We start from the raw sequence: 21,976 nt of genomic DNA on the forward strand, positions 1-21,976 counted from the left end.
GTAAGTTTATTTCTTAATTATTAGTTATAAAAGGATAATCCTCCTGAGTGTAGATATTCTTGAACAAATCCTCAGGATCCGGGAAATCTGACTCTTCAGCAAATTTCACACATTCGTTTACCAAATCCTTAACTCTTTGATCGATTTCCTCTAATTCCTTTTTAGTGGCGTATTTTTTATCCTTAATTACATTTTCTACAATAAGGATTGGATCTTTAGCCTGAAATTGTGCCACTTCATCTTTGGTGCGATAGTGCTGAGCATCACTCATCGAGTGACCTTTATAGCGGTAGGTTCTTACCTCCAATAAAGTTGGGCCACCACCTTCGCGAGCTCTATCCACAGCTTCTTGCATGGATTCGTACACTTTTACAGGATCCATACCATCAACAGGACCACATGGCATTTCATAACCAAGTCCTAGTTTCCAAATATCTTCATGATTAGCAGTACGTGCCACACTGGTACCCATTGCATAACCATTGTTTTCTATTACAAACACTACTGGCAATTTCCAAAGCATAGCGAGGTTCAGTGTCTCATGAAAGGCACCTTGACGCACAGCACCGTCACCCATATAGCATAGAGTAACGTGATCATTACCTTGATACTTATCACCAAAAGCAAGACCAGCTCCTAAAGGAATCTGCCCTCCTACGATACCGTGACCACCATAAAAGTGATGCTCTTTAGAAAACATGTGCATTGAGCCACCTTTTCCGTTAGATGTTCCGGTTTTTTTACCAAACATCTCGGCCATTATCTTTCTTGGGTCTTCGCCCAAACCGATTGGCTGCACGTGATTTCTATAGGCGGTTATCATTTTATCGCCCTTATTCATGGCAAATAATGAACCGGCAAGTACCGCTTCCTGACCATTATATAGGTGCAAGAAACCTCTAATCTTTTGCTGGATGTACATGGCGGAACATTTGTCTTCAAATTTCCTCCACAATAACATATCTTCATACCACTTCAGGTAAACTGCTTTGGTAATTTTCTTTTTTGGCATCGTGAATATCGATTAAATAAGTCAGCGGCAAATTTATAATAAAATGTAAGCCGCTATTTTATGATGTGATTTTTCTTAAAATGATCAAATACTGAAGGGCTAAGTTACTTACTTGCAGGTAGATTATAGCACCCAGCATATCTAAAAAAGGATTATCCTTTATAGTCTTTATACCTATACACATCAATAACGGCAGCAAGTATAGCCTAAAAAATGCAGTGCATCAACAAACTTGCATACTATACCTCAAATAAGCTAGAAACAGAATTGCCCTGAAACAACAAAAGTTCCTCCAGCGAGGAACTTTTGAAATTCTAAACATCCTAAAATGTAATATTATTGATCGGAGAAATCCTGAAAATTAAACAGAAGTGAGAAACGTAATGTATTCTCTAACGGACTCCTTACTGTAGCTGAAGCCGGAATCAAATAAGCAAAATCCAACCCAAATACATTGTACTTGATACCCAATCCCATTGTGAAGTATTGACGACCTCCTTTTTGCTCATCTTCATATTGATAACCTCCACGAATTGCAAATTTATCATCATACCAAAATTCTACCCCCACATTTAGCACAACCTCTTCAAGTTCTTCTTTTCCGCCACCGGCTGCATCACTAAAAGATGAAAATATTCCTTCAAAGGCACCTACGTCACTATTATCACTTAGTACCTCATCATCAACATCATTTCCATTCAAATCCTGAGGAACTCCGTTTTGTCCTTCTACCACTGCCGGAGATGGAACCAAAAGCTTATTAACATCCACCAAAAAAGACAAACGATTATACTCATCCAACCTCAAGTGATAACCTCCACCTAAGCGTAGATTGGTTGGTAAAAAATCGCTTTGCGCTGAATTTCCATAAGATATTTTCGCACCAACGTTAGAGATATCAATACCAAAACTGGCTGACTGCTTCATACCACCTTCCATATTATACTCTCTACTTTGGTAATAATAACCTAAATCTGCTGCAAAAGATTGCCCTGGAGCAGCGTCACGATCTTGAAGACCATTGGTAAGGTCACTAAATATGTAGCGAAGACCAACAGCCAGCGACATTGTTTCACTTAGCTTTAGAGCATAGGCCCCGTTAAGAGTAAATTCATAAGGAGAACCTGTACCTAGTGAAGTATTATTCTCGTCTGTAAAGTTGATATCTCCCAAAGAAAAATAGCGCATCGCAAAACCCATCCCTTGATTGTCTCCAATTTTGAAAACATAAGATAAATAAGCAAGATTGATATCACTAACTAACTTATTGAGCCAAGGGGTATAACTAAGCGAAAGTGACTTTGTCCCATCTTCAAGAAAGGCAAGCTTGGCTGGGTTCCAATACAAACTTGCCGCATCGGGTGATGATGCCGCCCCCACATCTCCCATACCTCCGGCACGTGAGTCAGGTGAAACAGCAATAATGGGAACCGCTGTTGAAATTGTCCGTAGACCATTATAATAATCCTCCTGACCCTCAGCTGAAACATTACCTGGTAGCTGAGCATATAATGAACTTACTGAGCAAAAAACTCCTACTGTAAGCGCTAGTATCTTTTTCATCAAATAAATTTAAAGTGGCAAAAGTACTGATTAATCACAATTGGACAGGCTTAACGCAAGATTACCAATTTTTCGTATTTATCAGCCGAAGAATTATCCAACTGTGACCTTACCTTGACGCGATAAACATACACCCCTTTTCCGATTTTATCACCATAATCATCCAATCCATTCCAAGTAATTTGATCGGAAACACGATTACCCTGAGAAACAACCAGCTTGTTAATGGTCTTTACCAACTTTCCGGAAACGGTAAAAATCTGCACTTGCACTTCTAAAGGTTGATCTGCCCGGTTATGCTCAAACTGAAACTCAGTATATGTGGTAAATGGATTAGGGTAGTTCAAAACACGTTTCAATGCCATTTCTTCAGAGTCGGCTACTATAAATTCGGTCTCGGCAAAGGATACATTATTGTGTACATCAAAAACCTCTAGGCTCAAAGTATGGGTCCCCTCTGCTACACTATAAAAAGGATAACTCACTTTTCCGGATTGGTAACTATTAAGATCAGCCTCATAATATTCATTAATAATATAGGCCTGGCTTTCATCATTATCAAGTACAGCTTTTAGGTTGTGCCCAATTTTATTACCAACTGTATTTATCCCTGATGAATCTGAAATAATAGCGTACAGCTCTGGGTTTTCATCTGTAACACCTCCACGCACAAAGCTTTCATCATTAATATAAAGCTCCACAATCGGGCCTTCATCATCAGCCACCGGATTTTCATTAAATCCACCTACAAGTATTGTGTCAAAAGAACCTCCAGCATCGCTAACACCGTTATCCGCATACAGACTTATCTTACCAAAACCATATTGGAATGAAATATCTTTTGGTACAATGAACTCAAAACTAAACTCACCTTTCTTTACCTCTACTTTACCTTTATAAAGGAGGCTATTTTGTAACTCAAACGGAATTGGGCTTCCTATTCCATCATTTACCAAAGTTTCTTTATCAGTAGGTTTATCATATACCGATATGCTTGTAATTCCATCAAACGAGTCGATTAGTTGACCCGAAAAATCATTTACCTGTCCTGAAATTTTAACTTTACTCAAAGCCTTTAATGTATCAAGTCCTCCTGCAGAAACCGAAACACCGTTCACCTCATTCACTTGCATTCTATAGTAAGGTATAGCCAACCTCACTGCGGGATCACCAATGAGTGAAAACTTCAATCTAGTTCCATCATTCTTAAGTTCATTTTTTGCTGTCATCACAATTTCACCCAAAGTTTTAGGCTGATTATTAGGCCTTTCAAAGGCTGTGATAAATACTTCTTCATTAAGATTGACAGCTGACTGAGCACCAACTACCCTTGTGGTTGACAAAAGAGCTATGGCACCACCATTAGCATTGAATGCAAGTTGCTCACCTGCCGACACCCTTTTTGGGTCATCGAGTCTGGTAAACTCACAAGTAATGGTCATAAACAATGATAAGGCATCAAAATTTGTCCAACTATTCACATCTTGTAAACCAAGCAACTTTTCTGAGGTCAAACCAATTTCTCCACCATGACCAATATAATTTGTCACCAAGCATCCCTGCTGCACCTTTCTAAACATATCGTCATGCGCTTCTGGGTAAGATTCACCACCTGTGGTACTTATTTGCTTATACGAATCTGTATATATCTTCTCCACATTCAAAGCAGGATTGATACCTGTAATGATGTCTTCAAAATTTTCTGAATTCGTAACAAACATCCCTTCCCAGTTATCCTCATCATCCAGATCATCCGCCATCATTAAAATTTTGTTTCTCCAGTTACCGAATCGATTTGCTCCAGTAGTATAATTAATGATCTTATCTACAGCAGAATTTGCCTGACCTGTGGTTTCGCACGGAATCCGGCCTACACCAATTTCCAGTGTTTGTCCGGTGAGACTACCTATGCTACCATTTCCTCCTTCATTCATGCTCAGCAAACCAAAATAATCATCGGTAATACTAGATAGCTCCAAATTATATGAAGCCGTAGACTCCCATATAGGAATGTAATTATTGTTGTTAGATATTCTATCCTTGTAATCATAAGATGCATCACCAAATAATAATAGATATCTGAAATCCACATTTGCCGCTTGAGCATTATCATACATTAGCTTCGAAAAATCACGTATAGCAGTGATATCCTGCCCACCGCTCGAAAACTCATTATACACTTCGTTTATGGTTACAACCTTAGTTTCAATTCCATCATTATTGGTATGGAAATCTGCTAACCTATTAGCCGCAGTCAAAAATTTAGGGTGTGTAATGATTATCATCTCGGGAGGAGCCATACTGTGTAAGTTTTGAACTGGCACCGAACCTACAAACTCGGGCTCCGGAAAATTCACTCCAGAAAAAGCCACATACTCTTCCAGCTCCACCGCGTTATCTTTGAAGGATAGTATTGTGCCATTGTTGCTAACAGGCATTTCTACTACATTATTATGCTCAGTAACTTTCCAAACGACCATTGCATTTGGGGCTTGACTGATTGTGAATTCAGCAACTGCTGTTGGCGAAACCACATTCATATCCCTAAACAAAATTGGAACGCCACCATAAGTTAGATTTCTTCTACACTGAATTTCTATAAAATCAAGCCACGCCACAGCCGATGGGTTCATGGAATTATCATAGGTAAGTTGTACTGTGAAACCATTTGCGTTTCCTGTAAAGTTGAAATTCCTAATCGAATCTGTTACTTGTACGTAATTAGACGTTTTCGAAGTTCCATATTGATTAAAGCGCAAGTTTTGCAATTGCTGATTGCCAATTTGTGTCCGCATTATTGTATTAGAAGAAGATGCCCTAGCGGCTGCCTGTACGCGCAAACGCACGGGTGAGTTTTTATCCATATTAAGAAATGAAAAGCCATATCCTTTGGTAAGTTCTACATCAAAAATATCGCCCAGCCACTGCCTCCCAGTTCCTACTAAGTTATAAGTTTCACTCTCTCTAAAATCGTAATCGTCATAGCTGGTACTTTGCACAGTGGCTGAAGCAGTAATAGCTGGCGCAACAGGCACTGCTTTCCCAACTCCATTTTTCACAGAAATGAAATAAAAATTAACATCCCGATAAATATTTGTTTGGTGTGTAAACACACCTGCCGCTAGATTAGCATCCCATTGGTGAGCACCCTTGGCATAAAACACGGCATAATCATTACCGTTAAACATACCGTCATTATTCAGGTCATATATTTTTAAAGGTACATCCTGCAAATCATTTGGCCTCGATACTGAATTTTGCTCCGGCAGCATCCCTGTACCATTTCCCACTATCCGAAGTGAATTAACGCTAACCTGAGATGTAGCGATACCATTAGAAACCAAAAATGCGGGAGTGATTTTAAACAAGCCTGTCTTATTGACCGACATCTTGAACCAACCCTCACCACTTAGCACAGAAGATGCCATGGCAGTAGATTTTCGAAAAGCACTGGAAGAAACCCTTTCTACAGGCCTTAGCTCCATACTATAAGAAACCACCTTTTGTACTTTTCCGTTTCGTAAAACGTATGGATAAAAGCAAACAGAAGCATGGCCTACCCCATTAGTAGCACCCAAATGTGTTTCTACCTTTGGAGTTTCAGGAAGTTCCATTTCACTACGGATCATTCTAGCCTCAGCAGCCCCAATCTCCTTATATGTAAATGAAATATTCGAAGCTTCAGATTTGAGTATATTATTAGAAATATTGATCTGCTCGCAATGTTTTGGAATATCAATACCAGCATCATAGGCTGTATTATTGGGTTTGATTCCATCCCATTCAATATTTCCAGAAAGTACCTGCTGAGCTTGAGATACAAAAAATCCACACATTAGCAGCGTTATAGTAAGTAGCGATATTTTTGTTTTAAGGTGCATCATATTATTTAAGGTCTGCCAAACAAACGCGTTTTTCGCAAAAGTATTATTAAGAATAAAGTAACCCTACAATAAGAATGATTAAACGCAATTTTAACTTGTTGTAAGCGGTATTTGATAAAAAATACCATATTTGTAATTATAATAGGACAGCCCATAATTGTGGCATTTAGTCTAATTATTTGTATCATTGTCATTTGAAACTCCTAGTAAGGATGAAGAATATAAAACTAACTCTTTTGGCTATCACCATACTGAGTACGTGCAGTTTGCTACGTGCTCAGGACCCTCATTTTAGCCAATATTACTCAAATCCACTGTACCTAAACCCGGCATTTGCAGGTTCTAATATTTGCCCAAGAGCTTCATTAAATTACCGAAATCAATACCCAGTACTTGACGTTTTTCAAACTTATTCCGCTTCTTATGATCAATATGTGGATGGACTAAATGGAGGTATTGGTGTGCTTGTAATGCGTGATGAAGCAGGTGGAGGAGCTTTGTCTACAACAGAGGCAAGCCTTATTTACTCTTACCATCTTAAGGTAAGTCGAAAATTCACATTACTAGCAGGGTTCCAAGGAACTTTTCGTCAGCGTGCTATAAACTGGGACAACCTAACTTTCCCTGATCAAATTGATCCTTATTATGGTTTTGTACTCGAAACTGCACAAAGACCACCAGGTAGTGATATCGCTACAAACCTAGATGTAAGTGCCGGAATACTTGGTTTTACAGAGAAATTCTATTTCGGAGCAAGTTTTCATCACCTTACTCAACCAGATGAAGCTTTCTTTCAAGATGGAAAACTTCCATTAAAAATATCAGGTCAAGCTGGATTCACCATTCCATTAGGCCGTCAGCGCATTCACAATGAACTACAGAATTACCTGATTCCTAATGTAGTATATCAGCGTCAAGGCACTTTTGATCAAATGACCCTGAGTACTGCTTTTAGCCGTGGCCCCATTAGTGGAGGTCTTGGTTTCAGAACCAGTACTGCAAACCCGGATGCTGTAGTAGTTTTACTAGGCTACGCTCCCACCGAGGGTGCTTGGAAAATAGGCTATAGCTATGATATTACAATCTCATCTGCAGCCAATTCTTTGGGCGGTGCTCATGAAGTTTCTCTTGGCTACAACTTCCCTTGCAGGGTGAGAAAGAAGAGAAACGAGGCAATAAAATGTCCTAAATTCTAGTTTTGAAAACTACTCGATAACGATTTTATAAAGAGTTATGAAAAAAACAATCCATACAAATTTATCATTAGCAGCGCTTTCGCTAGCTTCGATAGTTACCTTTTCTTCCTGTAAAGAAAAAAGTAACTCAACTGGTTGGAACTATAACGACAAAGACAACGGAGGCTTTTCACTTGTAGACTTTAAAGGTCAAGTGACTGGCCCTGGTCTTGTGTTTGTTGAAGGTGGTACTTTCACCATGGGCCGAGTAGAAGAGGACTTTTACAAGGACTGGAATAATGTACCTAGACAAGTATCTGTTTCATCTTTTTACATGGATGAAAACGAGGTTACCAATTTGGATTATATGGAATATCTATACTGGTTAGATCGTGTATTTGATCGTGATTACTACCCAGAAATTTATACCAGCGCCCTTCCAGATACATTGGTATGGAGAGATGAGCTATCATATAACGAGGCCATGGTAGAAAACTACCTTCGTTATCCTGCTTACAGGTTTTACCCTGTAGTAGGTGTAAGTTGGATTCAAGCTATGAAATTTTGCTCATGGAGAACAGATCGTGTGAATGAGCAGATCTTGATCAACGAAGGTGTATTTAATGAGTTTCCTGACCAACAAGATGCTGATCACTTTAACACCGAAACATACCTATATCGCCCTGGCGACTATACTCAGCAAAACAAAAAAGGTCTTCCTGACAATGACCCAAATAGTCAATATGGCAAAGAAGGTCGTCCGGTAAAAAGAACTGATGGTATTCTTTTACCAAAATATAGACTACCAACAGAAGCTGAGTGGGAATATGCTGCTTACGGAAACTCTGGACATCGTGTATATAACCGTACCACTGATGGTAATAAATATACTTGGGATGGTAGTTCAATGCGCAACCCTGACAAGAAGCACCGTGGAGACATGCTTGCTAACTTTAAGAGAGGCAGAGGAGATATGGCCGGTGTTGGTGGCTGGTTGAATGACCAAGCTCATTATACAATGCAGGTTAAGTTTTATCCTCCAAACGATTATGGTTTATATGATATGGCTGGTAATGTTTCTGAGTGGGTGCTCGATGTTTACCGTCCACTTTCACCTGAAGATGTGACCGACTTGAACCCTTACCGTGGAAATCAGTTTACTGTTTACGATGACAACTATCAAGATATTGGTGCCTTAGAAGTACTTCAGGAGCCACAGTACAATAGTGATAGTGATATTGTAAGACTACCAGGAGAGCTACCTATTCGTGCCGTAACCGAAGAAGAAAACCTAAATAGAAGGAATTATCAAAAATCAGATTACAGAGATCATCTTGATGGTGATAAGCAATCTTCTATTTACTATGATCAAGATGTGGAAGAAGGCGAAGCAATGATGTATGACTACGCCCAAACTACTTTGATTGGAAACACCACCCGTGTATATAAAGGGGGTAGTTGGAAAGATAGAGCTTACTGGCTAAGCCCAGGTACAAGAAGATACCTTGAAGAAGATCAATCAACTGACGACATCGGCTTCCGTTGTGCAATGGATAGACTTGGTTTCCAAAACCCAAGCGAGAAGAGAGAGAAAGAGCACACCGCTCCTAAACGTGATAAGTTTAAACGTCACGAGTATAACTAAAAATTTCAGCCCCGTTTTTACGGGGCTTTTTTATGACTATCCCCGAATTACACAAAACCTATTTATCATCCAAAAGTGTATCAACTGATACACGGGCTATAGAACACGGAGACATCTACTTTGCCCTAAAGGGCGACAATTTTGATGGCAACAAATTCGCTCAACAAGCCATTGATTCTGGAGCCAACTTGGCGGTAATCGATGATCCAAAATATCAAACTGAAAAAACTGTTTTAGTTGAAGACGTTCTAAGCACATTACAGCAGCTTAGTTCTTATCATAGAGATCAACTTACGATTCCTGTTATTGGTCTTACTGGAAGTAATGGAAAGACCACCACCAAGGAGCTTATAGCTGCAGCTCTACGTCCTAAATTTAAAGTTGCCTTTACTAAAGGAAATCTCAATAATCACATTGGTGTTCCCCTAACTATACTTTCGATTAAGCCTGAGCATGAAATTGCTGTTGTCGAAATGGGTGCCAATCATCAAAAGGAAATTGAATTTCTATGCTCCCTTTGTAAGCCCGACTTTGGCTATATTACTAATTTTGGAAAAGCCCACCTTGAGGGTTTTGGAGGCATTGAAGGAGTTATAAAAGGAAAAACTGAGCTGTATAATTTCTTAAGAGAAAATAGGAAAACAGTCTTTGTTAACATTGAAGACCCTATTCAAGTTGAAAAATCGACAGGTATAAAAGTCATCCGTTTTGGTCAAAACCCTACAGCTGATGTTCAAATCAAACAACAGGAAAGTAAAGGCTCCGGACTTGATGTGACCTATAAAGGAGTTTCCATTCACAGTAACCTTACAGGGACATATAACTTCCCGAATATCGCTGCTGCAATTGCTATTGCTGACCATTTTGGTGTGACACCGGAGCAGATTAAATCAGGCTTAGAGAACTATTTCCCAACCAACAACCGCTCACAGGTAACCAAGACAGAGAACAACACCCTAATTGTTGACACGTACAATGCCAACCCGAGTAGCATGGAGGCAGCATTGAAAAACATGGCCACCTATTCAGGCGAGCACAAATGGGTGGTTCTTGGTGATATGTTTGAACTCGGTGAATTTGAAAAGGAAGAACACCAGCGTATTGCAAATTTGGCTCTGGCTCAAAACTTCGAGAAAGTTATCCTGGTAGGAAAGGCATTTGCAGCCTGTACCACCACTGACTCTATTCAATTTGAAGCAACTTCTGATTTACTTGTTTGGCTCGAATCAAACCCTGTTAAAGGAAAAACCATATTGCTAAAGGGTAGCCGAGGAATGGCTATTGAAAGAGCCCTTCCACTACTATAAAACGAAAAAGCCCTGCATTTCTGCAGGGCTTTGTTTTATCCATTTCTGAGGAATTAATCTCTCAAAATATCTCTTGAGATTACGATTTTTTGAATTTCAGAAGTTCCTTCATAAATCTGAGTAATCTTAGCATCGCGCATCAAACGCTCCACGTGGTATTCTTTTACAAAACCATATCCACCGTGAATTTGAACTGCCTCAACAGTGGTTTTCATTGCAACTGAAGAAGCGAATAATTTAGCTTGAGCTCCAGCTCTGTCGAAGTTTTGTCCATTATCTTTCATCCAAGCCGCTTTGATACAAAGCAATCTTGCAGCTTCAATTTCAGTAGCCATATCAGCTAGCTTAAAAGCGATTGCCTGATGCTTTCCAATTTCTTTACCAAAAGTCTTACGCTCTTTAGAGTACTTTAATGCCAATTCATAAGCACCAGAAGCAATACCCAAAGCCTGAGAAGCAATACCCACACGGCCGCCACTCAATACTTTCATAGCAAATTTAAAACCGAAGCCTTCTTCACCAATTCTATTTTCTTTAGGGACCTTTACATCCTGGAACATCAAAGAATGTGTATCACTTCCGCGGATTCCTAGCTTATCTTCCTTTTTACCAACTACAAAACCCTCCTGCCCTTTCTCTACGATAAGGCAGTTGATACCTTTGTGACCGGCCTCCACATCAGTTTGGGCCATCACCAAATAAACGGAAGCAGTACTACCATTGGTAATCCAGTTTTTGGTTCCGTTCAACAAATAATGGTCTCCTTTGTCTATTGCAGTAGTTTTTTGAGATGTAGCATCAGAACCAGCCTCAGGCTCGCTCAAGCAAAATGCTCCAATAATCTGACCTGAAGCTAATGGCTTCAAGTACTTTTCTTTTTGTTCTTCAGTACCAAACTTCTCAAGTCCCCAGCATACAAGACTGTTGTTTACAGACATTACTACAGATGCAGAAGCGTCAACTTTCGAAATTTCCTCCATCGCCAATACATAAGAAATAGTGTCCAATCCACTACCACCATATTTTGGGTCAACCATCATTCCTAAAAATCCAAGCTCACCCATTTGCTTTATTTGCTCGGCTGGAAACCTTTGCTCATTATCTCTTTCGATTACTCCTGGCAAAAGCTCATTTTGGGCAAAATCCCTAGCGGCCTTTTGGATCATCAAGTGCTCTTCTGTCAACTCAAATTTCATCTGTCTATAATTATATTAATCAATGATGGTTAATTGCAATAATCCCAATAATTTCGCCTAAGCTAAAATTAACAGCGGGTGTTTATTGTGTTCATTCTCACTAAAACCTGATTTACTCGATTTTAGAAGGAGTGCAAATGTAATGTTTACACCTTAAAAATGGTAACAAAACCAATGAAGGCTATAGGATTAATGAGTGGCACGTCACTAGATGGGCTAGATATTTGCCTCTGTGACTTTACTGAGAAAGACGGCATTTGGGCATTTTCTATATTAAAAGCCGAAACCATACCCTATAATCCGCAGTGGCAAGAACGACTAACCTATAATGGTAGCCTTTCGGCAAATGAACTCCTGGCTCTTGATCATGACTACGGCATTTTATTAGGCAATATGCTTCAGGGCTTTCTTCAAAAAAATAATATTGACGCAAAGTCTTTGAGCTTAATTTCCAGCCACGGGCACACGTATTATCATCGCCCTGAGCAAGGCTTTACCTTTCAGCTAGGTAATGGCCCTGAGCTTTTTTCCAAATTTCAGATTCCGGTGGTATGTGACTTCAGAAGACAAGATGTGGCCATGGGCGGTCAAGGCGCTCCATTGGTGCCTATTGGCGATCAATTGCTTTTTCATAAAAATGCAGCCTGTTTGAATTTCGGTGGCTTTGCCAATATTTCTTTTGCTGAAAACGAAAGCCGAACAGCTTTTGATATTTGCCCGGTAAATTTTGTGCTAAACGATTTAGCCAAAGAATTGGGCTATGATTACGACTATCAAGGATTACTGGCTTCTAAAGGAAAGGTGGATATGGAGTTGCTCAAAAAACTAAATGATCTCCCTTTTTATAAAATGAAACACCCCAAATCTCTCGGTGCAGAGTGGGTGAATGAAAATGTGTTTCCGCTAATTGAAAATTCAGGTTTGGGGATTTTTGAAAAACTCCGAACAATGACTGAGCATGTGGCTATTCAGGTAACTGATATCCTAAACCGCTATCAGATTAAAAACTGTATGATAACTGGAGGCGGTGCTTACAATGCTCACCTTATCCAATTAATAAGGAGTAAAACCAATTGCCTGATTCACATTCCTGAAAAGGAAATAGTAGAATATAAAGAAGCCGTGATTTTTGCCTTTATGGGCGTACTACGCTGGCAGAAAAAAAATAATGTGATTGGCACCGTTACGGGCGCTCCTCACTCACATAGCTCAGGAATTATCTACTCCTAATTGGGCTTGCATTAAATTACTGTAACCAAGACCCCTCCCACTTCAAGGTTTTATTACATTTGCGCGCAATAAAATTATACCATGAAGGATTTACTAAAGATATACGAAAGCAAGGCGCCAGAAATCGTTTTTCACTGGCATGATAGTGAAACCATCGCTGAAGGATGGGTAGTAATAAATTCATTGAGAGGCGGTGCTGCCGGTGGCGGTACTCGTATGCGTGAAGGTCTTAATGAGCATGAAGTGCTTTCATTGGCCAAAACCATGGAAATTAAATTTACAGTTGCAGGCCCTGCAATTGGTGGTGCAAAATCAGGTATCAACTTCAACCCAAATGACCCTCGTAAGGATGGTGTTTTGGAAAGATGGTATAAAGCTGTAAAGCCTCTACTTAAAACATATTACGGCACAGGTGGTGACTTGAACGTGGATGAAATTCACGAAGTAATTCCTGTAACCAGAGAGCTTGGAATAGAGCATCCTCAAGAAGGTGTTTTGGTGGGTCACTTTGCTCCAAATGACGCTGACAAAGCCAAAAAAATAAAGCAACTTCAGGAAGGAGTTTTATATCCTGTAACCAAGGAAAACCTTACTCCTAAGCCAGAAAAAAATTATACGGTAGCCGATATGATTACCGGTTACGGAACTGCTGAATCGGTTCGTCACTTTTATAATATTTATGGTGGTGACCTTGCCGGAAAGCGTGTGATTATTCAAGGTTGGGGAAATGTAGCCGCTGCTGCTGCCTTTTACCTTGCTCAAAATGGCGCCAAAGTAGTTGGAATCATTGACCGTGTTGGTGGTCTTATCAACGAAAACGGTTTTTCTTATCAAGAAATCACAGATTTGTTCAATGCCAAAAATGGCAACTTCTTAGTAGCTGATAATTTGATTCCTTTTGACGAAATCAACGAACGCATTTGGACAGTAGGTGCGGAAATCTTTATCCCTGCTGCTGCTTCACGTTTGGTAAGCAAAGACCACTTGGACAAAATGATTGACAACGGTCTTGAAGTAATTTCTTCAGGTGCCAATGTACCATTTGCTGACAATGAAATTTTCTACGGTCCTATTTCAGAATATGCTGACCAGAAAGTAACCTGCATCCCTGACTTTATCTCTAACTGCGGTATGGCCCGTGTATTTGGCTACCTAATGGGAGATGATGTAACTCTTAGCGATGAAGCAATCTTTGACGATAGCTCAGATACTATTAAGGATGCCCTTCAAAAATGTTTTGACAAAAGCTCTGACAAGAAGTTTTTGACCAAAACAGCTTATGAAATTGCTTTAAAACAACTTATCTAATTTAACTTTTCAATCCTCGGCCCCATGTATATTTTAATGGTAGTAATTTTTGTGCTCGGTTATGCAGCTATTGCAATGGAGCATACTATTCGTATTGATAAAGCTGCATCTGCACTTATAACAGGTGTTCTTTGCTGGACCGTATATGTACTTGGGGCCCAGGGTATCGTTGACTTTGACAGTATACCAGCGTATATTTCAGAAATATTCTTCCATAACCCCGGTCATAGTGGGGCTCCTACTATTGCTGAGCAATCGGAGATTATTACCCATTATGTTACCGAATTTCAAATTTTAGAGCATCTGGGTGAAATAGCTTCCATCCTGTTTTTCCTTTTGGGCGCTATGACCATAGTGGAGCTTATTGACAGCCACGAAGGTTTTGCTGTAATTACAGATCGTATTCGCACCACAAACAAGCGCAAGCTAATGTGGATCGTGGGTATTCTTACTTTCTTCTTTTCTGCCGCATTGGATAACCTTACAACTTCTATTGTAATGATTTCGCTATTGCGAAAACTGATAGAAGACAAAGAGGACCGTTGGCTTTTTGCCGGTTTGGTAATTATTGCAGCCAACGCTGGTGGTGCCTGGTCTCCTATTGGAGACGTTACCACAACCATGCTTTGGATTGGCTCTCAGGTTACCGCAGGCGCCATTATCATTAAGCTTATACTACCAAGCTTGGTGTGTTTGGCTATTCCGCTTTTAGTGGTTTCTATGCGTACCAAAGGAAATGTAAAGCGCCCCATGAAATCTGAAGGACTGGAACACTATACCAATCCTACCACCCCAAAGGAGCGTAACATTGTGTTTGGAGCTGGTGTAGCCGGATTGCTATTTGTGCCTGTATTTAAAACCTACACACACCTCCCTCCTTTTATGGGAATGATGCTGAGCTTAGGTGTACTTTGGGTAATCACCGAAGTGCTTCACCGCAGTAAAAACAAAGAGGCAAAGTATAACCTTAGCGTAATTGGTGTACTTCAAAAAGTAGATACCGCCAGTGTACTTTTCTTCTTAGGAATCCTTTTGGCAGTAGCTAGTTTGCAATCTGCGGGCCAACTACAAACTATGGCTGGATTTCTTGATGAAAGCATAGGTACATCTAACGAAAGTGGAATTTACATCATCAGTATGGTAATTGGTTTATTATCTGCCATTGTGGATAACGTGCCTTTGGTGGCCGCTGCAATCGGTATGTATGACATCAATCCTGAGGTAGGTCACTTCTTTTCACAAGATGGTTTGTTCTGGGAATTTTTGGCTTACTGTGCTGGTACCGGAGGTAGCGCATTAATCATCGGTTCTGCGGCTGGTGTAGCTGTAATGGGCCTTGAGGGCATTCCATTTGGATGGTATCTTAAACGTATTTCATTACTTGCCATCATAGGTTATTTTGCAGGAGCGTTTGCCTACATCATTCAGGAAAGCATATTTCATCTGTAAACTATCGATTGTTAATTTTTCTTTCGGCAACTATAATCTAGGCTTGTGTAGTCCGTTATCTTTGGAGGTAAATAATAGCACCTTCAATGTACACACCTTTTTTACAGATATCAGTGCCTGACACGGCCACTGCTGCTGGAGATGAACTTCCGGTAGAGAAAACATTAAGCATTTGGGAACTGATAACCAGCGGAGGACCTGGCGGTATACTCATTATGAGTGTGCTTTTTATCCTTTCCATAATTGCTGTTTACATCTTTATTGAGCGATTTAATTCCATTAAAAAAGCCAATAAAATAGATGTCAATTTCATTAACAACATCAAAGACCACGTAAGTCAAGGGCGCTTAGATGCGGCTAAGGCTTTATGCCAAAGTCAGGACACTCCCGTGGCGCGTATGATTCAAAAAGGTATTTCCCGTATCGGAAAACCTTTGAAGGATATTACCTCAGCTATTGAAAACACTGGCAAGCTTGAAATCAGCCGTCTTGAAAAAAACCTGGCTGCCTTAGCTACCATTGCCGGTGCCGCTCCAATGATTGGTTTCTTGGGTACCGTTATCGGGATGATTTTAGCCTTTCACGAAATGGCTGCTGCTGGTGGTCAGATTGACATCGAAATGCTTGCCGAAGGTATCTATACCGCAATGACTACAACTGTAGCCGGACTTGCAGTGGGCATTGTTGCCTATATCGGTTACAACGTATTGGTAGCTCGTGTAGACAAGGTGGTTTATAATATGGAAGCCAATACTGTAGAGTTTTTGGATCTATTACACGAACCTGCTTAAGATGAATTTAAAACGTAGAAATAGAGTTAGCGCAGAATTCAGCATGTCCAGTATGACGGACATTGTGTTTCTGTTGCTAATATTCTTTATGATCGCCTCCACCTTGGTTACAAGTTCTGCTTTGGATTTGCAGCTACCTAGCAGCAAAGTACAAACTGTAAAACGCCAGGATGTAACGGTAAATATTTCACCTGATTTACGCATTTCTGTAGGAAAAGATATAGTGAGCGAAGCAGAGCTGGAGAGTGCTATTTTAGCTAAAGCCAATAATGACCCGGAGGCCGTGGTAATGCTTAGAGCCGACAAATCTGTACCTTATGAAAAAGTGGTAATGGTGATGGACATAGCTTATCGCAATAAGCTAAAAATGATTGCCGCCACAAACCCCAAGTAGTATGTTTAAAGAAATTTGGAACGATAAAGACCGAAGGAAAGGGCTGATTGGCTCCATAACTTTCCATGCCATATTGTTGCTATTGTTCCTTTTTGTGGGATTGAAGTACTACGAACCAAAGCCCGAGGATGGTATCGTTATCAACTTTGGGAACTCTGAAACCGGGATGGGCGATCAAGCGGATGGCGCACAGCAAACCGTAGTGGAAACTACGCCAGAAGAAACCACTCCTGAACCTGTGGAATCTCCAAGTGATGCTGTAGAGCCCACTCAAACACAAGATGTGGTGGATGCTCCTGCCGTTGAAACTAAAAAAGCTGAAAAGCCCAAAAAGGTAGAAGAACCAAAACCTGTAGAACCAGAAAAGCCAAAGCCTAGTAGCGAACTGGAAAAAATGCTGGAAAGCGTAAAGAGCTCTAAGGCGGGTGGCGAAGGAGAAAAGAAAGGTGAAGGCGACCAAGGCGCTGCTGATGGTGACCCCAACAGCAAAAGCAGAACTGGAGGAAGCACTGGAGGTGGCGGAACTGGAGGGACAGGAAACTATATGCTGGGAGGCCGACAAGCCCTAAATAAACCAAAGCCTGAGTACCCTTGTACCGAAGAAGGTCGTGTGGTAGTGAAGATTTACGTGGATCAAAACGGTAAAGTTACCAACGCCATACCTGGCGAAAGAGTACCTGGCGGATCAGCTACCACCACTACAAGTAGCTGCTTGTTTGACAAAGCTAAAGCTGCAGCTATGCGCACTACCTGGCAGCCAGATGGCGATGCACCAAATCCACAAATAGGTTACATCGTTTACAACTTCCAAAAGCGATAAATCATGACGTATCAGGAGTGGCTCGATTGGCTCTTCACGCAGCTGCCCATGTACCAACGCGTTGGTGGAGCAGCTTATAAAGCTGACCTCAGCAATACCCACAAACTGATGCATTTGCTGGATCATCCAGAAAATAAGTTCAAAAGTGTGCATGTGGCGGGTACCAATGGCAAGGGTTCTACTTCGCACATGCTTGCTGCTATATTTCAAAAAGCAGGTTACAAAACAGGCCTTTATACCTCTCCTCACTTAAAGGATTTTAGAGAACGTATTCGCATTAATGGCGAAATGATCCCCGAAAAGGATGTAGTAAGCTTTGTAGCAAATCACAAAACCAAATTTGAAAGTGTTGGTCTTTCCTTTTTTGAAATGACCGTGGGCATGGCGTTCCAATATTTTGCTGATAAAAAAGTAGACATTGCCATAGTAGAAGTAGGCATGGGTGGTCGCCTTGATAGCACCAATGTAGTTTCTCCTGAACTCAGTATTATCACCAACATCAGTTTAGATCACACCCAGTTTTTGGGAAATAACTTGGCAAGCATAGCCGGTGAAAAAGGAGGAATCATAAAGGAAAACACTCCAGTGGTAATTGGAGAACACCACCCTGAAACCGACCCTGTTTTCACCAAATTAGCTGGGGCTAAAAATGCTCCACTCTCTTTTGCGGAAGATATTATTCCGATGCGTGAATTGGATGAACTGGACTTAAAGGGCATTTACCAAAAGAAAAATATTCGCACCGTTTTGGCAGCGGTTCAGCAGCTGGAAGAGAAAGGATATCTACTTGAGAACACTCTAAAAGAAGCTTTGCTCAATGCAAGCAAACTTACCGGCCTCCGCGGACGATGGGAAACATTAAGCACCAGCCCTCGCATAATTTGTGATACGGGCCATAATGAAGCTGGCGTAAAACTTATCATGGAGCAACTCGCCAAAGAGCCATTTGAGAACCTACACATCGTTTGGGGAATGGTTGGAGATAAAGACATTACTAGCGTTCTCAAATTATTGCCAAAAGACGCAACTTACTATTGGTGCAAACCAAGTATCCCTCGTGGCAAAAATGCTGAAGAACTAAAACAAGATTCTTTGGTCATTGGACTAAAAGGCGAAGTTTATAATTCCCCAAGCTCCGCTTTGGGAGCTAGTAAAAATGCAGCTTCAGCTAATGATTTAATCTTTGTGGGCGGAAGCACCTTTGTGGTTGCCGATGTTCTTTAGAGTTTCTGTACCAAGCGCGTTTGCTGCAAACCATCGGACTTCACTTCCAGCAAGTACATACCTTTTGAAAGTTTAGAAATATCAATCTCCGTTTTATACGATTGAGGAATTACGGATTTCAGCTCCCGGCCTTGAATATCAAAAAGGGTGATTAGCTCTGGAGTTTCTCCCTCTTCAAGCTCTACGGTAATTTTATCCTTGGTGGGATTTGGATAAACTGAGAAGGTATTTGAATTTAAAGTTTCAAGTAGTCCTGTAAATTGACAATCTCCCGCAATAAGAACCCCGTTATCTGAATCCGGGAATTCAATTCCGCAATAGTTTATCAGGGTATTTCCGTCTGTTCCCTTTTTCAATGTGATTAGAAGTGTGTCATTAGCCATAACAGGTCTATGCAACTTTACCCAGATAGAGTCGAATGTTAGGTCTGGTTTAATGTTGTAGAAACCAGCTTCAATTACTGGATATGGTATTGAATCATTACCAACAACCCTGAATTCTGAACCACTTTGTGTTAGTGAGCTAGTAGAAAAGTTATTTAGTCTCAATGAGATAACAGAGTCATTACAGAATATTTTTTTGATGGTATCAATAGTATTTACACCTCCAAAGGCTGTGCTCACCATTCCCATAGGTGCTGCGGACTCTACATAGTAGGTTACCTCCCGCATTGCGGATCCGACCTGAAACCATCCCCAAGCCGGATCTAGTCTATACTCAACAGCTTCCACTACCACTGAATATATTCCTGCTTGTGTAAAAATCATTCCAGAGCCAAACAGTGACTGCGATGGCAAGGGTTGGCCAGAACTAAAACCGTTTGCATAAGTTGCGTTAACTCCATTGGAATCCTTAGCTGAAACCAGCCGGAACCAAACCGAATCATTATTTGGATCCACCGCATACATTCCCGTATTCCATACTGGGGAGTTCATGTAAAATTTAAACCTTGGATAACTATAAAACTGTGGAGATGTGTTAGGTCCAAAGGTTGTATTAAGCTTTGCATCAAGGTAAAAAGCTGTATTTTCTGAATTCACTAAATTGTCAATTAAACTGTCCCTACAGCACTGTTGGTAAGAAAACACATAGTCAGTACACCCTCCAGGAAGTGCTACAGTATCTCTGTAATAAAATGCCAAAAGAGGGATACTGTCGGATGTTAAGCTATCTCCACAGTTTACACCGGAAGCAAACCACACCCCACTCGACACGGTATGAAAACTTCCAGGAATGAAAGGTTTCATTGATAATGTATCGTTGCCAAAACAAGAAGATGTGAGGATTACCTCTACTGGTTGATTTGCCAAATTAGCACTGGCAGTTTGGTATAAAACCAAAGTGACCTCATAATCAGCAATGCCATTAACATATTTGTAACTAATCTCTCCACCCATCGGCCCTCCAGCTAGGGCTAATTGGTATGAAAACACAAATAAAATTATGGTCAGAAGGGATTGAAAATTGCGAGTCACCATCGGTTTAGTTTTTGAATTGAGCATTGAATTACCTTATTCAAACTCACTATTCCAACAGGCAATTTGTTAAAGCTCAGTTTAACAAATTATACGCCCCCCATAAATAAAAGATTTTAGGCTAACCTACATCTGAACAGTGTGTGACCAAGACCGATGTCATCAGTATCCTCATCTATAATAAGACCGGCAGCGTGCACCTGTTTTATCATATCGCGTGAGTGATACATACGGCTATTCCCATTGGCCATAACTGTAAAGTAAAGCGAAGTAGCATTAAGACTATACTCAGCTCCCTCAAAGCGTTGGCGATCCCAATAGGTTTCTAAAATATAAAGGCGCGTATCAGCCGTCATTGCTGCTGCTGCCCTTTTTAGTATACCAAGAATTTCCTCCTCAGAAAAGCAATCCAAACATTGGCTAATCCAAAATACATCAGCTCCTTTTGGAAAAGGTTGGTTGTCATCCAACAAGTCAATTTGATGTCCATGAATACGCTCACTCAACCCAGCTTCTTCAGCTTGTTTTTTTGCATCACGAAGTTGACCAGGTAAATCAAGAATGGTTACCTCCACATTAGGATCGTGCTGCACACAAAGACGCGCCCATCTTCCTGTATTACCACCTACATCATAAAGCTTGCGTGGCGGATTTTTAAACACCATTTCAAGCAAAGTAGGAAAGGCATTGTCTGAATAAAAATGATCAAAGGCGAACCAACTTTTACGAACTTGTTCTGGCAGTTCGGCTAGGCCTTTATAAATATTCTCCCATTCACCCAATACTTTTAGACCCGCTGGCTTTACTTCTCTAATAGCTTCTTCCAAATAATATGAACCTTCGTAGCACACATCCTGTACAAAGTCCATATTCACTTCTGTCATTTTATCATTAAGTAAAAAGTACCCGGTTTTTAACAGCCAAAAGTGTTCGTTCTCTTCACGAACTACTTTCATGCTAGCCGCCATATCCAACAATACTTTTACTCCATATTTAGAAATACCAGTCTTCTTACTAATATCATCAGCAGAAATACCTTCTTTACGAGAATCAGCTACAGCTTTAAGAATTCCAGTATTTCTAATGGTCATAGCACATTGAAATGTAATTGGACCGAAAGCTATCTTTTGAGCTTCATACTTTGCTTCAACCGCTGAAATATCTTGACTAAGGGTATCTTTCATCTTTATTTAAATGGATGTATGTCTAAAACTGCTGCTCACCAATGTGACGTTTGATTCTAAATCAACAGCGGCTAAAATAGCCAAAGATTCGAATTACCCACAGAATGTTTTCGCCATATATCTGGATACTTTCACCGAAAGTATAGAGCAAAAAAAAAGCCTCATCATGACGATGAGGCTTTCCCTTGAGAAGTGGGAGCTGAGGGATTCGAACCCCCGACCCCCTCGGTGTAAACGAGATGCTCTGAACCAACTGAGCTAAGCTCCCTTCCCTTATTTTTGGGACGGCAAATATAGAGCCTTTTTCTAATTCCCAAAA

16 protein-coding genes and 1 tRNA gene are annotated in these 21,976 nt (G+C 40.5%); 10 read left to right on the top strand and 7 right to left on the bottom strand.

Going from position 1 to position 21,976, the window contains the following annotated elements; translation table 11 throughout:
• Positions 1-13 precede the first annotated feature (13 nt).
• The 3 genes from pdhA to porU form a co-directional block, all read right to left on the bottom strand.
• Positions 14-1,012 carry a pyruvate dehydrogenase (acetyl-transferring) E1 component subunit alpha gene (gene pdhA, locus OWEHO_RS08700; protein ID WP_014202103.1) on the bottom strand — a complete coding sequence of 333 codons (999 nt, stop codon included), beginning with the start codon at positions 1,010-1,012 and terminating at the stop codon, positions 14-16.
• A 336-nt stretch (positions 1,013-1,348) separates the two neighbouring features.
• Complete coding sequence (gene porV / locus OWEHO_RS08705) at positions 1,349-2,575, bottom strand: type IX secretion system outer membrane channel protein PorV (protein WP_014202104.1); 1,227 nt, start codon at positions 2,573-2,575, stop codon at positions 1,349-1,351.
• Between the two features lie 50 nt (positions 2,576-2,625).
• Positions 2,626-6,411, bottom strand: coding sequence for a type IX secretion system sortase PorU (porU, locus tag OWEHO_RS08710; protein ID WP_169312772.1), 3,786 nt, complete (start codon positions 6,409-6,411; stop codon positions 2,626-2,628).
• A 260-nt stretch (positions 6,412-6,671) separates the two neighbouring features.
• Here porU and OWEHO_RS08715 point away from each other — a divergent pair, with 260 nt between their 5' ends.
• Genes OWEHO_RS08715 through OWEHO_RS08725 form a run of 3 tightly spaced genes read left to right on the top strand, consistent with a single transcriptional unit; the run spans position 6,672 to position 10,586 of the window.
• A complete protein-coding gene (locus tag OWEHO_RS08715) occupies positions 6,672-7,655 on the top strand; it encodes a PorP/SprF family type IX secretion system membrane protein (RefSeq protein ID WP_014202106.1) in 984 nt (327 codons plus the stop codon).
• Positions 7,656-7,692: 37 nt separating this feature from the next.
• Positions 7,693-9,279, top strand: coding sequence for a gliding motility lipoprotein GldJ (gldJ, locus tag OWEHO_RS08720; RefSeq protein ID WP_014202107.1), 1,587 nt, complete (start codon positions 7,693-7,695; stop codon positions 9,277-9,279).
• A 32-nt stretch (positions 9,280-9,311) separates the two neighbouring features.
• On the top strand, positions 9,312-10,586 hold the full coding sequence (locus OWEHO_RS08725) for a UDP-N-acetylmuramoyl-tripeptide--D-alanyl-D-alanine ligase (protein ID WP_014202108.1): 1,275 nt from the start codon (positions 9,312-9,314) through the stop codon (positions 10,584-10,586).
• A gap of 53 nt (positions 10,587-10,639) precedes the next feature.
• Here OWEHO_RS08725 and OWEHO_RS08730 read toward each other — a convergent pair whose 3' ends face one another.
• The gene (locus tag OWEHO_RS08730) at positions 10,640-11,782 is read right to left on the bottom strand and encodes an acyl-CoA dehydrogenase (RefSeq protein ID WP_014202109.1); all 1,143 of its coding nucleotides are present in this window, start codon (positions 11,780-11,782) and stop codon (positions 10,640-10,642) included.
• Between the two features lie 174 nt (positions 11,783-11,956).
• Here OWEHO_RS08730 and OWEHO_RS08735 point away from each other — a divergent pair, with 174 nt between their 5' ends.
• From OWEHO_RS08735 to OWEHO_RS08765, 7 genes are all read left to right on the top strand, one after another.
• Positions 11,957-13,012, top strand: a complete 1,056-nt coding sequence (locus OWEHO_RS08735; RefSeq protein ID WP_014202110.1) for an anhydro-N-acetylmuramic acid kinase — start codon at positions 11,957-11,959, stop codon at positions 13,010-13,012.
• Between the two features lie 81 nt (positions 13,013-13,093).
• Positions 13,094-14,320, top strand: a complete 1,227-nt coding sequence (locus OWEHO_RS08740) for a Glu/Leu/Phe/Val dehydrogenase dimerization domain-containing protein (protein ID WP_014202111.1) — start codon at positions 13,094-13,096, stop codon at positions 14,318-14,320.
• Positions 14,321-14,344: 24 nt separating this feature from the next.
• The gene (gene nhaD / locus OWEHO_RS08745) at positions 14,345-15,769 is read left to right on the top strand and encodes a sodium:proton antiporter NhaD (protein WP_014202112.1); all 1,425 of its coding nucleotides are present in this window, start codon (positions 14,345-14,347) and stop codon (positions 15,767-15,769) included.
• An 86-nt stretch (positions 15,770-15,855) separates the two neighbouring features.
• The gene (locus OWEHO_RS08750; protein ID WP_014202113.1) at positions 15,856-16,560 is read left to right on the top strand and encodes a MotA/TolQ/ExbB proton channel family protein; all 705 of its coding nucleotides are present in this window, start codon (positions 15,856-15,858) and stop codon (positions 16,558-16,560) included.
• Position 16,561: 1 nt separating this feature from the next.
• On the top strand, positions 16,562-16,954 hold the full coding sequence (locus OWEHO_RS08755; RefSeq protein ID WP_014202114.1) for an ExbD/TolR family protein: 393 nt from the start codon (positions 16,562-16,564) through the stop codon (positions 16,952-16,954).
• Position 16,955: 1 nt separating this feature from the next.
• Positions 16,956-17,774, top strand: a complete 819-nt coding sequence (locus OWEHO_RS08760; RefSeq protein WP_014202115.1) for a periplasmic protein TonB, links inner and outer membranes — start codon at positions 16,956-16,958, stop codon at positions 17,772-17,774.
• Between the two features lie 3 nt (positions 17,775-17,777).
• Positions 17,778-18,998, top strand: a complete 1,221-nt coding sequence (locus OWEHO_RS08765; protein WP_014202116.1) for a bifunctional folylpolyglutamate synthase/dihydrofolate synthase — start codon at positions 17,778-17,780, stop codon at positions 18,996-18,998.
• Here OWEHO_RS08765 and OWEHO_RS08770 read toward each other — a convergent pair.
• The 3 genes from OWEHO_RS08770 to OWEHO_RS08780 form a co-directional block, all read right to left on the bottom strand.
• Entirely contained in the window at positions 18,995-20,431 is a 1,437-nt protein-coding gene (locus OWEHO_RS08770) for a T9SS type A sorting domain-containing protein (protein ID WP_169312773.1), read from the bottom strand. The two genes, OWEHO_RS08765 and OWEHO_RS08770, sit on opposite strands and share 4 nt — an antisense overlap.
• Before the next feature lie 158 nt (positions 20,432-20,589).
• A complete protein-coding gene (locus tag OWEHO_RS08775) occupies positions 20,590-21,657 on the bottom strand; it encodes a methyltransferase (RefSeq protein WP_014202118.1) in 1,068 nt (355 codons plus the stop codon).
• A gap of 193 nt (positions 21,658-21,850) precedes the next feature.
• Positions 21,851-21,925, bottom strand: a tRNA-Val gene (locus OWEHO_RS08780).
• Positions 21,926-21,976: the final 51 nt, after the last annotated feature.

The sequence above is a fragment of the Owenweeksia hongkongensis DSM 17368 genome (assembly GCF_000236705.1).
Classification (GTDB): Bacteria; Bacteroidota; Bacteroidia; order Flavobacteriales; family Schleiferiaceae; genus Owenweeksia; species Owenweeksia hongkongensis.